The sequence below is a fragment of the Apilactobacillus intestinapis genome (assembly GCF_049166695.1).
Lineage (GTDB): Bacteria > Bacillota > Bacilli > Lactobacillales > Lactobacillaceae > Apilactobacillus > Apilactobacillus kunkeei_C.
Genome location: NZ_JBMHFD010000002.1, coordinates 164487 through 179197, shown reverse-complemented (window position 1 = coordinate 179197; position 14711 = coordinate 164487). Strand labels below are relative to the sequence as shown.

The following is a 14711-nucleotide window of genomic DNA, read 5'->3' as shown; positions in this document are numbered from 1 at the left end:
TAAATAAAAAAGACGCTAAAAATTAGCATCTTTTAATATTTTTAACATTTTATTTATAATTTGGTGCATCCTTTGTAATTTGGACATCATGAGGATGTGATTCAATTAGCCCTGCACTAGTGATTTGGACGAATTGAGCGTCATCGTTCATTGCTTGAATATCCTTTGATCCAGTGTATCCCATGGCTGCTCTTAGACCACCAACCATTTGGAATACAACGTCTTTAGCTGAACCCTTGTATTCAACACGAGCTTCGATACCTTCTGGAACTAGCTTGTTTGCTTCGTTTACTTCACCTTGGAAGTAACGGTCAGCTGAACCATGTTGCATGGCTCCAACACTTCCCATTCCACGGTATGCTTTATACTTAATTCCATTTTCTTCGAAGATTTCACCAGGAGCTTCGTCAGTTCCTGATAACATACTTCCAAGCATTACAGCGTTACCACCGGCAGCGATTGCTTTAGCAGCATCACCAGAGTACTTGATACCACCATCGGCGATGATTGGCTTGCCCCATTTTCTAGCAACTTCAGCTGCATCGTATACAGCAGTTAGTTGAGGAACACCAACACCGGCGATAATTCTAGTGGTACAAATTGAACCAGGGCCAATACCAACTTTAACTACGTCAACACCGGCTTCGAATAAATCGTTAGTTGCTTGTCCTGTAGCAACGTTACCAGCGATGATAGTCTTTTCAGCATACTTGGCTTTGATTTCTTTTACTTTTCTGATAACTCCTGCAGAGTGACCATGAGCTGTATCAATAATAATAGCGTCAGCACCAGCGGCAAACAAAGCTTCCACACGCTTGAATGTATCTGATGTAACACCAACAGCGGCGGCACATAATAAATGGTTATTAGCATCAACTGCTGCGTTAGGGGTTTTGTCGGTCTTTTCTACTGCTTTGACCTTCTTAACTTCTGCGGCTTGATCATCGATAATCATGTTCTTGTGAATTACACCTAATCCACCAACTTCAGCCATGGCAATCGCCATATCTGAGGTTGTAACAGTATCCATACTTGCACTTAAAAATGGTACGTTGAGCTTAACATCATCTGATAAACGAACTGAAGTATCCACATCATTAGGTAAAACGTGACTTTCTGCTGGAATAAGCAATACGTCATCAAATGTTAATCCCTTTTTGGCAAACTTTGTGTTCCAATTATCCATAATCATAAAACCCCTATCTATTTATTTTTTAATGTCTAATATACAAAAAATGCCAGAGAAAATCAAATTTAATTTTCACTGACATTTATTTTTATCTTCGATTTGGTGTTCTAGGTGTCATCACATTAACTGTAATTTCGTAGTTTTTGTGAATCCAGAACGCTGCGAATGCTGAGATTGCAGCTAAAATAAAGTTAACAATTGGTGATACGGCAATGTTAATTCCTGCTTGTGGAATTGAAACAATTACCATGAACGCACCAATCCACACAATTACTGATAGGATTAGTAAACCAAAGCGCACTAGTCCACTGTATTTGTGCTTAACGTTTCCGTCCAATAATCTAGTCATAATTGGCATAAAGATACCAAATACTAGAGAAATCAATACAAGTGATAAGATTCCGACTGATTGTTTGTCCTTAGCGTTAGTTTGAATCATCAAAGTGATTCCGTATAGCAAGTTAAAGATAACGAAGAAGAACAATGCATTAAAGATTGCATTAGGCGCAAAGTTATCCATCATTGAAATCTTTTTCTTTGGTGGGTTCATAATGAAGTTGATACGTTCTTCAACAGTACCGTATAAATTACGCGCAGTTGCACCGTGTTTTTGTTCAACTAGCAATTCATCCTTCATTTGGTTAACAATTTCGACCTTACGTTCGTCTGATAACTTGGTCTTCTTTAACTCTTTGTTAAATCTAAACATGTAATCTGAATTACGTTTAGTCAAACCAATCCCATCAAATTGTTGACGAGTCTTTTGTTCTGCTTCATGTCTGTTTTGTTGTACATGAGCATTTCTCTTTTCAGTCATTGATGTCGTCCTTTCCGATTAAACGTTGAATCTGAAGTTTACAATGTCACCGTCTTGCATAACATAATCTTTACCTTCAACACGTAGCTTACCAGCTTCCTTAACGGCTTGTTCGCTACCTAGTTTGTCTAGGTCGTCAAAGGCCATAACTTCAGCTCTGATGAAACCACGTTCGAAGTCTGAGTGAATAATTCCGGCAGCTTGAGGAGCCTTGGTACCCTTTAGGTAAGTCCAAGCCTTAGTTTCCTTACCACCAGCAGTGAAGAATGTTTCTAAACCTAATAGGTTGTATGAAGCACGAATTAGCTTGTTTAGACCTGGTTCAGTAACACCTTCGGCTTCTAAGAAAGTCGCCTTGTCTTCGTCATCTAATTCAGCAATTTCTTCTTCAGTTTCCGCAGCAATACCGATTGCTTGAGCATTTTCCTTAGCAGCATATTCCTTAACTAGTTGGAAGTACTTTGAGCCTTCTGGATCAGCCATGTCATCTTCTGAGATGTTAGCAACGTATAGCACTGGTTTTGAAGTTAATAGGAATAATCCCTTAACAATCTTTTGTTCATCTTCATCAAAGTCGATTGAACGCACTGGTTTACCAGCTTCTAGGACTGGCTTAATCTTTTCTAGGACAGCTAATTCAGCAAGGGCATCTTCATCCTTACCCTTAGCAGCCTTTTGAACACGACCTAAACGCTTAGTAACTGCATCTAAATCAGAGATACCTAGTTCCAAGTTGATTGTTTCGATATCAGCGATTGGATCAACTTTACCAGTAACGTGGGTAATGTTGTCATCGTCAAAAGAACGAACAACGTGAACGATAGCGTCCACTTGTCTGATGTTTTCTAGGAACTTGTTACCAAGACCTTCACCCTTACTTGCACCCTTAACGATACCGGCAATATCGGTAAATTCGAAGGTAGTAGGTACAATCTTCTTAGCTGGAATTAGTTCTTGAATTCGATCAAGTCTGTCATCTGGTACTTCCACCATCCCTACGTTTGGGTCGATTGTGGCAAATGGGTAGTTAGCCATTTCCGCACCAGCTTTAGTAATCGCATTAAATAATGTAGATTTACCAACGTTTGGTAAACCAACAATTCCTGCTGTTAATGACATATTAATAATTCACTCTTTTCTTTAGATTTAATCTTCTTGTGTACTTTGAATTACTTTTTTCATTTTCTTTTCGAATTCGCGACGTGGAAGCATAACCACATGGCCGCACTTTTGACATTCAATCTTAATGTCTGCACCCATTCGAATAATCTTCCAACTATTCTCTCCACATGGGTGGGCTTTCTTCATCATGACAACATCATTTAATGAATACATATTGAGCACTCCTTTTAGTCTAAGTTAATATCTAAAATTTGCAAAATGCGGTTTAAATCATCATCTGATGCGTAACTGATTTCAATCTTACCTGTACCCTTCTTAGAACGGTTATTTGAGATTGAAACAGATGTTTGGAATTTGTCTTGTAGTTCATTTTCAGAAGCACGCAAGAATGGTGACTTCTTAGTTGAACGACGTGGCTTCTTTTTCTTCTTAGGTGATGAACTTAGGTTTTCAATTTCCTTTTCAAGTTGGCGAACAGTCATAGTTTGTTCGTATGCCTTCTTAGCTAATTTGATTAGTTCATCCTTCTTCTTAACAGATAGTAATGTTCTTGCTTGTCCCATTGAAAGTTGGTTCTTAGTTAGCATGTCCTTTACTTCAGTTGGTAGACCTAATAGACGTAAGTAGTTAGCAATGTATGGACGTGATTTACCTAAACGTTTTGATACTTCAGCTTGTGTAATGTCTAACTTAGTCATCAAGGTGTTGTAAGCTTCTGCTTCTTCGATTGGATTTAAATCCTCTCTTTGAAGGTTTTCCATCACTGCGATTTCCATCATTTGTTCATCAGAAGCATCGCGAACAATCGCTGGAATCTTTTCCTTACCTGCCATACGTGAGGCACGGTAACGTCTTTCACCAGCAAGAATTTCGTATTCGTCCTTGCTGCCGCTAGTCTTTCTTACAATGATTGGTTGGAATACCCCAGATTTTTCAATCGAACGGGTTAAATCTTTAAGTGCATTTGTATCGAAATGCGTTCTTGGTTGGAAAGGATTTGGAGATAACTTGGTTAGCTCTAATTCCAATACGTCTTCTGAGTTGGCGTCGATATCATTATCAGCAAACAATGCTTGAATGCCTCGACCTAGTCCTTTGTTATTCACCATGAGCAGCTAACACTTCCTTTGCAAATTGCATGTATAATTCTGAACCCTTTGAATTTGGATCATAATCAATGATTGGTAATCCGTAACTTGGGGCTTCTGATAAACGCACATTTCTAGTGATGATTGTGTCGTAAACCTTGTCACCAAAGTACTTACGAACTTCATCGTTAACTTGTTGACCTAACTTAGTTCGTGAGTCATACATGGTAAGTAGAACCCCTTCAACGTCTAGGTCTGGGTTAAAGTGCTTCTTAACTAATTGAACAGTGTTTAATAATTGACTTAGACCTTCTAGTGCATAGTATTCGGTTTGCACTGGAATTAAGATTGAATCACTGGCAGTAAATGCGTTCACAGTGATTAATCCTAATGAAGGTGGACAGTCAACTAGTACGTAATCGTATTGATCTGAGACTGATTTTAGGGCATTTAATAAACGTGTTTCTCTCGCCATTTGAGGAGTTAATTCAATGTCTGCCCCTGATAGTTGAATTGTTGCTGGTACAATGTCTAAACCTTCATGTTTTGAAGGAATAATGGCTTCTGAGATTGGTTCTTCATTAACCAAGATATCGTAAATATCTTTTTGGATGTCGGATTTTTGAATACCTACTCCTGAAGTTGCATTTCCTTGGGCATCAGCATCGATTAGTAATACCTTTTTACCCATTGTCGCAAGGTCTGCACCTAGGTTAACGGAAGTAGTAGTCTTACCAACTCCACCCTTTTGATTAGCTAATGATATAACGTGTCCCATTAAAACCCCTCCTCTAGTCTACTTATTACTTGAACCAATTGGTTTCTTGTTTGGTGTACCCGCTTTTCTTGGGTATTGTTTTGGTGTGTTCTTTACTTTTTCTAACACGACCATGTTACGTGGATCATTTGAGACCGGAAGATTGAATTCATCATCGGAAATCATCTTACCACCTAAAGTAGTAATCGCGCTTTTTCCGTCTGATAGTTCATCCTTAGCCTTTGATGCCTTTAGTGCAATCATTCGTCCGCCAACCTTAACTAGTGGCAAACAGAATTCTGCAAGCACACTCATTCGAGCAACTGCACGTGCGGTTGCGATATCAAATGATTCACGATATTGAGATTTTTTACCACCAAATTCTTCTGCTCGGGCATGGTGTAATTCAACATTGGTTAATCCTAATTTAGTAACTAGTTCGTCCAAGAAGTTGATTCGTTTGTTCAATGAATCAATGATGGTGACCCTTAAGTTAGGAAAAACAATTTTTAACGGAATGGATGGGAAACCAGCACCGGCTCCAACATCACATAGGGTTAATTCTTCGGTTCTCAAATCTTCTGCAAAGAATGCAGGAGTAATTGAATCAAAGAAATGCTTTAAATATACTTCATCCCTATCAACAATGGTTGTCAGATTAACGTGTTCGTTAGTGGATACTAACAACTCGTAGTAATCGGCAAATTGTTGCATTTGGTGGTCAGTCAATTCGATATTGTGTTTTGCTAATTGACTCTTGAATTCTTCTGGATTCATGCAAATCCTCCTATTGTGAAACATGATTGTTTCACATCTATCTATACTTTAACTGATATTAATCTTTTTTACAATCATGAAACATATACTTCTCCATTATAACCAAAATTAGACTAATTCGTCACTAGATTATCAAAAAAATACATATAAAAAGACGATCGTTCGATCGCCTTTTCTATAGCATTGCTGTCATTATCAAATTGATTAAAAACAACCCGCTTAAAATATAGTTAATTGTACTAATTGATTGAATTTGGCCGTTGAAGATTTTCACGATTGGATAAGCTACAAAACCAAACGCTAATCCAATTGAGATGCTCCCGGTCAATGGAATCAATACCACGATTAAAAACGCTGGGAACCATTCAGCAAAGTCATCCATGTTAATTGTCTTTAAGTTGGATAACATCAAAGCTCCTGTAATGATGATGACTGGGGCAATTGCTGCTTGTGGTACCAAGTCCAAAAAGCTAATGAAAAATGTTGAAAGTAAGAACATAATTCCAGCGGTAATTGACATGATTCCAGTTCTTGCCCCTAGTTGAAAACCAGCCACACTTTCGGCAGCTGATACGGTTGGACTAGTTCCTAAGATACTGGAGATGATTCCAGTAATCGAGACACTTCTAAATGTCTTCTTGAACTTTCTCATGTCCGGTAAGATGCCGGCATTTAATCCCATCGATTCGAACACCAAAATCATCGTCATTGAAAATGATGCCATGATAAACGGTGTCGTCCAGACGTTTTCAAAACTAAAGTCAAACAATGACTTGTGGTATTGCAAGATATCAATCAAGTGGGTGGTCTTAACCCCACTATCATGAATGTGGAAGATGATGCCGACAATTGTAGTAATCACAATTCCAATGAAGAAATTTCCCTTCACGTCATTAATGTATAGAACAATTGTTAGAATCCAACCAAAAATAGCTAGTAGCAACGATGGGTTCTTAAATGATCCAATCGTTAATAATGAATTCTTCCCTTGTTGAATCAAACCGGCCTTTTGCAGACCAATCTCAACTAAAAATAAACCAATGCCGGCGGTAATCGCTGACTTCAATGAATCAGGAATCCCACCCTGTAAGATGTCCGTAAATCGGCTAAATGCAATTAATGCAAATGCAATCGTCGATACCAATGAAACGGTCAATGCTTCTTGGTATGACAATCCCATGTTCAACACCATCGTGTAGGTGAAAAATGCATTGACACCCATCCCTGGCGTAATCACTACCGGGGAGTTCGCGTAGAATCCCATAATAAAACAACCGATAACAGAACTAATAATTGTCGCAAAGACGGTCTGGTGAACATCCATCCCCGCATCAGCTAATATCATTGGGTTAACCACCAAAATATAAGAGATTGCGAAGAATCCGGTGATGCCACCTAAGACCTCTGTCTTAAAAATTTCTTTGTCCCTTAAAACGTCTAAAAGAGACAGCGAGGCTGTCTCTTTTTTTGACGTTTTGTTCAACTTATTACTCATTAAACAAAATCCTTAATCTATATATATATATTATATTTCTATTTTACCATACAAATAGACCAACGATTCCTGCAGATAGTAGTGAAACTAAAATTCCTGATAGAATCATGTAACCTACACTCTTTGAAATAGCGTTGTTTACTTCACGGTTAACGATACCCTTGAATGCACCGATGATCATTCCTACTGTAGAAAGGTTAGCAAATGAAGTTAGGAAGACAGTTAATTGTGCACGGTAGTGAGGAGCGTATGAACCGATGTGTGATGATACTTTACCCATAACAACAAATTCGTTAGTTACCAGCTTAGTACCCATGTTTTGTGCAAAATCAAAAGCAGTATGCACGTCTGAACCCATTAACCAAGCGAATGGGAACATGATGATTCCTAAGATGTGTTCTAGGGATAAACTAGGATTGATTGCACCTAAGATCTTATCGATTAATGCAGCTAAAGCAACGAATGCGATAACGTTTGCAGTAATGATTAAGATTAATTTACCAGCACCTAGGATTGAGTCACCCAAGAATGAGAAGAATGGTTCTTTCTTAGCTTCTTCTGCGTTTTCAGGATGTTCACCAACGGCAACTTCAGCAGTTTGTGAAGAACTACCTAGCTTAGCGATAGTATCTTCTTCTGGGCTAACTGAAGTTGGCATTAAAATACTAGTTACAATAACAGCATTTAAGATGTTCAATGGAACGGCAGTCAATACGTATTGACCTGGAACCATTTGAGTGTATGCGCCAAGAATTGAGGCAGTAACACATGACATTGACATCATGGCAATGACAACATTTCTTACTGCTGAGATTTGTTTTAATTGTAGAGTTGAAACAGCAAGTGCTTCAGTGTTACCTAAAAACATCATTTCAACAGCGAAGAATGATTCAAACTTAGGTTGGCCAGTTATGTATGCCAAACCTTTACCTACCCATTTGATGATCCAAGGTAGGATTCCAATGTAAGTTAAGATATCAAACACTGGAACGATTAATAAAATTGGTAGAAGTGCTGAAGTTACAAAGTCCATTGACTTAACGTGAACCCAACTAGGTAGAGCAAAAGCGATACCTTGGTAGGCCACTTCAACTAATGCTGAGAAACCATTGGCAGCGGCTTCAACAGCAGCACGACCCCATGAAAATTGTGTTAAACAGTAAGCGATTACTAGGTTTAACACTAAAACAGTAATTACTGAACGCCATTTAATTTCTTTCTTGTTCTTTGAAAAAATAAATGCAATCCCTAGGAAAACAATAATTCCTAAAATATTAACTAACAAATACATAAAAATTCTAATCCTTTCTCTGCGACAAAAAAATATAGTGACAAATAGCTTATTTTAGTTGCGCAACACCCCTTTCAATATTGCTTAATTACATAACTTCGTTGATAAAGTTCGGTTTAGTAATTTCCCCATCATCTAAATCGAAGAACGCAACGATTGCGTTAGCAACCGCACCTAATGAACGCTTAATTCCTAATGACTTACCTTCATCCTTATTTGGATTGAAGACAATTAGTGGTAAGTATTCACGCGTAATTCGATTGTCTCTGGTTGGATCAATGGCATATGAGGATGTGATCAGTAGTAAATCATTATCCCTTAGTCGTTCTAAGACCTTACCGATTGTTTCATCCAACACATTTAATTGCTTAGCATACCCAACACTGTCATCCATTCTGGCGAAGTGTCGTAGTTCTGGTAACTGGCAGTAAATTAACCCGCTCTTTTGGGTCCTCATTTTAGATGATAATTCAATAAAAGCTTTGCTATCATCAGGTACTTGGACCATAGAAATATCGTCCTGCTTTTCCCAGTAATAAGCAAAGCTTGAAATAATTGAAACACTATGTTGTTTTTCTGCCAACAAGTCCATTACAGAAGCTGTACGGACACCGGCAGTGTAGTCAAACATCTCACGAAATGAGGCACTACCCCTGTTGCTATCAACAGTGGTAACCATTTTCCCAAAGAAGCCACGAGGAGCGTCAACTTGTGGAATTGATTTAATCTCGTTGTCCCAGCGAACATTGCCAAGACCTAGGTTAATTAAATTAGAAACATTTAGCCCCTTATCAGCGATATGGCCTAATGTGTCGGCACCAATAGAGTCAAAACGATTAGCATCGGGAGCTTCGCCTAAACCAAGTGAAGCAATATCCAAAACAATCATTCTTTTGTGTGTCATTGTGTGCCCTCCTAATTTTATTTATTAACAAATGAGTATATCATAAATGGCAATTGTGTCAATAAAAAAAGGCGCGGATATCCGCGTCTTTTTTCGGCTTTTGTGCCCCTGCCAAGGACCTCCATTATACCAAAAAAAATTCCGAGTATATAAAATTAAATTTTTACTAAGTTTTTGATATTATATTAGTTAATATATACATATTCATCGGAGTTGATTAAATTGGATCTTACAAACAAAACAGTCGTGGCCTTAGGTGACTCAGTCACCCGCGGATTCGACGGAACCGTAAACCTACGCTACAACTATCCACGATACTTAGCCAAATACTATAATTGCCGTGTCTGCAACAACGGGATTAATGGTGCTACCATCTATGAAACACTAGAAAAAGAAATTGAAAAAATCAATGATAAGAAATACGACATCATCGTCTTGATGATTGGGACTAACGACTATGGTCATTTAGACGTTCCATTAGTCCGCATCATTTCCAAATTAACTAGATTGGTTCGCCAACTGATTAGTGAACACCACGAAGCAAAGATTTACGCCGTGCTGCCACTAACTCGTTTTGACGAAGATAAGAATGCTGCTGAAGTCGTTAGATATTCTAACTACACATTCAATGAACTACTAGATGGTTTGACTGAAGTCTATTCAGCATTCCAAATTCCGTTCATCGATTGGCGTGAATATCATTCAGAATTCATCACCGACTTTAACTACAAGGAAATGTACCAAGATCAACACGTCCACCCTAACGCCTATACTTATCGTAAACTTGCCTTTTACATAGGTGACTTAATCAAAAATAGTTAAGATTTTCTTAAATCGGCCGAAATAATTCGCCTAAGAGATCCTCTCGTGCTAGCTTGTTAAACGCAAAACACACGAGAGGATTTTTTTATGAATGAAACAAATTTAAAAAACGAAGCGATTGAAAGTAAGGATGGCACCACCTTTGTCGATGTAGATAAACTACCGATTAGTCTGGTCAACCACCGTTTTAATTTCAAACAAATCAACTGGCATAACCTATTGATGCTGGTGGATGTTTACGACCGCAGCAAACGTTATGCGACCATGGTAATTGAAAATGGTTTTAACTTTTACTTACTGAAATCATCGACCACAGCTTTAATCAATAAGAAGTTGCAAATGGAATGCATGTTGCATAAACACTTCAATCGAAGTATCTGTGAGGAACTGCATATCAAAAATAAGTTTCCAATTTTAACCACCGAGGCATCACTAATTCCATTGCCATCCAGTCATAAGACTCGGTCCTACTCCTGGTTTAACGCCAACCTATTGAGCTATTGCATCCCCTATTCCACTGATAAGTTCTCCTACCTGTACATGCATGGCAAAGAAACGCACCTCAAGATCAATGCCAGTGGCTACTATCTGCAAAACAAATTCAAAGACCTGATGATGATTCATAACTTCATTATCTACTACACCCAAAAGAGTATTAGTTGTATCAACTTCGTCAAACAGAGTCGTTTTAACAATCCAAATTTGTCCTGTGCTAACTCGATCTTATTCGACGACCAAATATACCACAACATCTATTTAAAGACCGCTAAGTACATGTATGAGGATTATTTAGCAAATAAAAAAGAGTAACCATTACTGGTTACTCTTTTTGTTTTTAAATCTTCTGACAATGACATATCCGAAGACGCCGACCCAACTAAGTGTGGTAACTAGGAAGATAACATCCATTCCTAATCCAGTACGATAGGATACTGTTAACACATTTTTACCTGGTTTGGCCTTAACGGTGACAGCACCAACCTGACTGATGCGGGCTGGCTTAATCTTCTTACCGTTTAGAACTAACTTAGTGGCTGAGTACTTAACGACGGTTACTCTGAAGCGTCTAGTCTTTGAGTGATGGTTATACCATGTGACGGTCAATGATCCATCCTTGTTCACCTTCTTGGTGTAACCACCCTTAATTTTGAAGTTGTGTTTAATCAACTGACGGTGGTTATTTAGGTATGGATGCACATTAGCATAATTATCCTCATTGACTGCCTCAGTGGTTGGTAAGTAATCAGGCGTTGTCTTTAGGATATCGTTGATAAAGTATGATTTATTCGTACTTTCTAAATCTTGTAAGTAAGTACGATTATTTCTCTTGTTGTAGCTAAAAGCATGGTTAACCGGGATTACAGAATCATTGTTTTGTTTCATCGCAATGGTTTGAGACACTCCTAGGTTAATTGCTTGGAAGTTTAATTCCATGTTTAATGCAAAAACAAAGAAGAGCATTGCATAAGTGAATGCGCGACTTGGGTAGTGCAATGGTTTTAACGTCAAGGCATGCTTGTCGTTAGTCAAAATCATCCCTAGTAATAAGAAGAATAGGATGAATGGAACCACTGCAAAACGCTTTGGAAATTGCACCAATGTGGTTAGCTTTGGAAATTCAACTTGTAAACGAGTCCAAGGAACGATATTCGTTGATAAAACCAAGAAAGCAAAACCAACTGAACCCAATGTTCTAACAACGTAGTTTAACTTCTTCCATCTCGTAATCACATAATAGATAACATACAAGAATATCAATAGTTCCATTGGCTTAACAACACTTTGGATTGATTCACCATGTAATGAAACAGTGAATAGTTGCATGCTAGTTTCGGGGAATGTTGGAATCAAGAAATTATGTCTAAAGATTGAAATCATAACTCCCCAAACGTTAAAGGTTAATGCAAGTGTTAACACAATTGCGATTAACCCATCCTTAATCATCTTCCACTTTTCCTTGGTTAGTACTAAAGAAACGATGATGATTGGAAGCGCAGCACCAAAGGCAATCAAACTGGAAACCACGTGGGTTTGAATTAGGACTGCCATTCCCACGGATACCCCTAGTACTGGAATCCTTAATTTTTGTAACATTAAAGTAATTCCAATGAAAAACAATGGCATTACCGCAGCTCCAACTCCGGTAAATTGTTGAGTGGTTACCCATAGAAACACTGATGATCCAACCATGTAAAGTGAACCCATCAAAATGGAGTAATCACGACTAACGCCGTTAACCTTACATAACCAATACATTGAAAATGCAGCGATTAACATCACTAGCATTGAACTTACAATTTCAAATACAATCCAGTTGTAACTTAGCAACAGGACAAAGCCACCAATGTAGGCCACTACCGGTCCATACAAGGCATTGACAATTCTTCCTGTTTGTAAGAAACCGTAGTTCATTTGGAAGTAATTATAACTTCCATTTCTGATTTGCTCAGCAGTGTCATAAAAGCGGTTAAAGTGAAAAATCGTATCGTAGCTCAAAATTAACGTATTATTTAAAATCAAACCGCTAAGAGCAATCAACCCCAATAATCCAAACACGAGCAGCGGGAAAAAGCGGCTTTCATGAACTTTTTTAGCCGCATTTCTCAGTTGTTCCAAAACTATCCCTCCAGTAATCGGAAATTATTCATTTCCTCTAAAGCAACAAAAGGCCCATTCGGCCTACTTGTTGCGTCTAATTTTTGTTAATGCAAAAATTCCAAACAAAATCCAACTAATCCATGTTAGTACCATCATCAAACGAGTAGTAAATGAAGTTACATACTTGATGTTTACTCTATTATTACCCTTCTTGGCTGAGACGATTATTGCTCCTAGTTTAGTTGTCTTCACATTCTTGACGGTTCCATTAACCGTTACTTGTGTTTGGGCATACTTAACCAATGGAACTTGAATTTCTTGTGCTTTCTTTAGTTTAAACTTAATACTTAGTGATCCATCTTTTCTTACAATGTGTTTGAAATGAACCTTCTTATCATGGTTTCTTGCAATGTAATCATTGTAATACAATCTGTACGGATCTAGATTACTGTATTCAATATGTCCCGTAATTTGTTTATAAGAAGGAACATAGTCAGGAGTCGCCTTAATAATATCTTCTAGCAAGTATGAAAGATTGTGGCTTTGGGTGTCCTTTTGAATTGTTCTATGGTGTTTTCTTACATAGTAATAAAGTGAGTTGTCGTTCTTATTATTTTTGTGACGCTTAGTATTTAGGTTCACATAGTTAATACTACGTTGGTGGATGGCATAAAAGTCCAATCCGGTACTACCAAGAATCAATAATAAGATTGTTGCTACGACAACATAGTTACTCTTATGAGTATTATTTCTAATTTCATAGGTTAAAATTCGACCGAAAGTTACTAATAGGCATACAAACGCAATTACCAAGAAACGTTTTGGAAATTGAAGTGTGTATGATAACTGTGGAATAAGATATTGAAGAACTCCCCATGGGAAGTGACTCCAAGCCATAAATAAGAAGCAAAATCCAGTTAGTGCAGTTGTCTTAGTTAAGATATCGACTTGTTTGAATCTTCTAATAACAAAGTATAATACAAAAACGAATAAAATAAACTCGGTCGGTTTCATAATGTTCACTAATGATTGAACATTAAAGTTATATCCATAGGTACGAACGTGGGTTACAGGGTAGACTGAAAGTAAATGGTTGGTTGATGAAATGTAGATTAAGTTGTACCAAACATTAATCGTTAAAACCATTGTAATCAACGCCGCATAAATTGTATGTAATAGCATACGCACACGTTGTTTTTTATCTACTGCGTTAATCATCCCTACAACAAAGAATGGAATAATGCCAAGTGAGGCAATCATTGCACTCATCAAGTGGGTTTCAATCAATAAACTCATTACGAATGCGAATCCGAAGAATGAGACGTCATTTTTTCTCACCATTTGGGTAGCATAAATCATGACAAATGGCACAAACATGGCCCCTACTCCGGTAAATTGTTGAGCAGTAACCCATTGCATTACCAATGAAGAGTACATGTAAATAAAGCCCATGAAAATAGCTGGGTACTTATCAACGTTGTTAACACGACATAGCTTGTACATTCCAAGAGCTGAAACAATTAACACAATTAAATCGGTTAAAATTTCGAACTTAAACCAGGTTCCAGCTAATAATAGTAGAAAACCACCTACATAGGCTGCGACTGGTCCATACAAGGTACTTAGCATTCTACCTGTACCTAAGAAACCATAATTAGTTTGGAAATAACTAATCTTATGGTTCTTTAATTGCATTGCGGCATCGTAGAAACGGTTAAAGTGAAATAGTGAATCTGATCCCAAGAATGTTTGCTTCTTAACTAGTGGAATCGCAACGACTAATAACGCTAAAACTAAAAAGATAATAAATGGTGTTAACCATTTTAAAAACTGCTTTAATTTTTCCATCAT

Annotated in this window: 14 protein-coding genes; 2 read left to right on the top strand and 12 right to left on the bottom strand. The window is 37.7% G+C overall.

The window, feature by feature from the left end; genetic code table 11:
• Nucleotides 1-49: 49 nt before the first annotated feature.
• The 10 genes from guaB to ACOMA7_RS02680 form a co-directional block, all read right to left on the bottom strand.
• Nucleotides 50-1186 carry an IMP dehydrogenase gene (gene guaB, locus ACOMA7_RS02725; RefSeq protein ID WP_301945866.1) on the bottom strand — a complete coding sequence of 379 codons (1137 nt, stop codon included), beginning with the start codon at nucleotides 1184-1186 and terminating at the stop codon, nucleotides 50-52.
• 91 nt (nucleotides 1187-1277) lie between these two features.
• On the bottom strand, nucleotides 1278-2006 hold the full coding sequence (locus ACOMA7_RS02720) for a DUF1129 family protein (protein WP_054607893.1): 729 nt from the start codon (nucleotides 2004-2006) through the stop codon (nucleotides 1278-1280).
• Between the two features lie 18 nt (nucleotides 2007-2024).
• On the bottom strand, nucleotides 2025-3125 hold the full coding sequence (ychF, locus tag ACOMA7_RS02715; protein WP_034535011.1) for a redox-regulated ATPase YchF: 1101 nt from the start codon (nucleotides 3123-3125) through the stop codon (nucleotides 2025-2027).
• A 27-nt stretch (nucleotides 3126-3152) separates the two neighbouring features.
• Nucleotides 3153-3341, bottom strand: a complete 189-nt coding sequence (locus ACOMA7_RS02710) for a DUF951 domain-containing protein (protein WP_034532678.1) — start codon at nucleotides 3339-3341, stop codon at nucleotides 3153-3155.
• Between the two features lie 14 nt (nucleotides 3342-3355).
• Nucleotides 3356-4237 carry a ParB/RepB/Spo0J family partition protein gene (locus ACOMA7_RS02705; protein ID WP_034532676.1) on the bottom strand — a complete coding sequence of 294 codons (882 nt, stop codon included), beginning with the start codon at nucleotides 4235-4237 and terminating at the stop codon, nucleotides 3356-3358.
• Nucleotides 4227-4994: a ParA family protein gene (locus tag ACOMA7_RS02700; protein ID WP_034535006.1), complete on the bottom strand. Its 768-nt coding sequence runs from the start codon at nucleotides 4992-4994 to the stop codon at nucleotides 4227-4229. Before ACOMA7_RS02700 ends, ACOMA7_RS02705 begins: the two co-directional genes overlap by 11 nt.
• An 18-nt stretch (nucleotides 4995-5012) precedes the next feature.
• Nucleotides 5013-5750, bottom strand: a complete 738-nt coding sequence (rsmG, locus tag ACOMA7_RS02695; protein WP_301945868.1) for a 16S rRNA (guanine(527)-N(7))-methyltransferase RsmG — start codon at nucleotides 5748-5750, stop codon at nucleotides 5013-5015.
• Between the two features lie 175 nt (nucleotides 5751-5925).
• Nucleotides 5926-7245: an NCS2 family permease gene (locus ACOMA7_RS02690; RefSeq protein ID WP_421391785.1), complete on the bottom strand. Its 1320-nt coding sequence runs from the start codon at nucleotides 7243-7245 to the stop codon at nucleotides 5926-5928.
• A gap of 43 nt (nucleotides 7246-7288) precedes the next feature.
• Nucleotides 7289-8536, bottom strand: a complete 1248-nt coding sequence (locus tag ACOMA7_RS02685; RefSeq protein WP_053791470.1) for a NupC/NupG family nucleoside CNT transporter — start codon at nucleotides 8534-8536, stop codon at nucleotides 7289-7291.
• Between the two features lie 88 nt (nucleotides 8537-8624).
• Nucleotides 8625-9440, bottom strand: a complete 816-nt coding sequence (locus ACOMA7_RS02680; RefSeq protein WP_053791469.1) for an alkaline phosphatase family protein — start codon at nucleotides 9438-9440, stop codon at nucleotides 8625-8627.
• A gap of 222 nt (nucleotides 9441-9662) precedes the next feature.
• Between ACOMA7_RS02680 and ACOMA7_RS02675 the strand changes: the two genes are divergently transcribed.
• Both ACOMA7_RS02675 and ACOMA7_RS02670 read left to right on the top strand, forming a co-directional pair.
• Nucleotides 9663-10262 (top strand): SGNH/GDSL hydrolase family protein, encoded by a 600-nt coding sequence (locus ACOMA7_RS02675; protein ID WP_421391781.1) that lies wholly within the window; start codon nucleotides 9663-9665, stop codon nucleotides 10260-10262.
• Between the two features lie 87 nt (nucleotides 10263-10349).
• Nucleotides 10350-11072 (top strand): hypothetical protein, encoded by a 723-nt coding sequence (locus ACOMA7_RS02670; RefSeq protein ID WP_054607890.1) that lies wholly within the window; start codon nucleotides 10350-10352, stop codon nucleotides 11070-11072.
• A gap of 3 nt (nucleotides 11073-11075) precedes the next feature.
• On the opposite strand, the gene ACOMA7_RS02665 is transcribed toward ACOMA7_RS02670, so the two are convergent.
• Nucleotides 11076-12878 carry a glycosyltransferase family protein gene (locus tag ACOMA7_RS02665; RefSeq protein ID WP_054607889.1) on the bottom strand — a complete coding sequence of 601 codons (1803 nt, stop codon included), beginning with the start codon at nucleotides 12876-12878 and terminating at the stop codon, nucleotides 11076-11078.
• Nucleotides 12879-12941: 63 nt separating this feature from the next.
• A complete protein-coding gene (locus tag ACOMA7_RS02660) occupies nucleotides 12942-14708 on the bottom strand; it encodes a hypothetical protein (RefSeq protein ID WP_054607888.1) in 1767 nt (588 codons plus the stop codon).
• Between the last annotated feature and the right edge of the window lie 3 nt (nucleotides 14709-14711).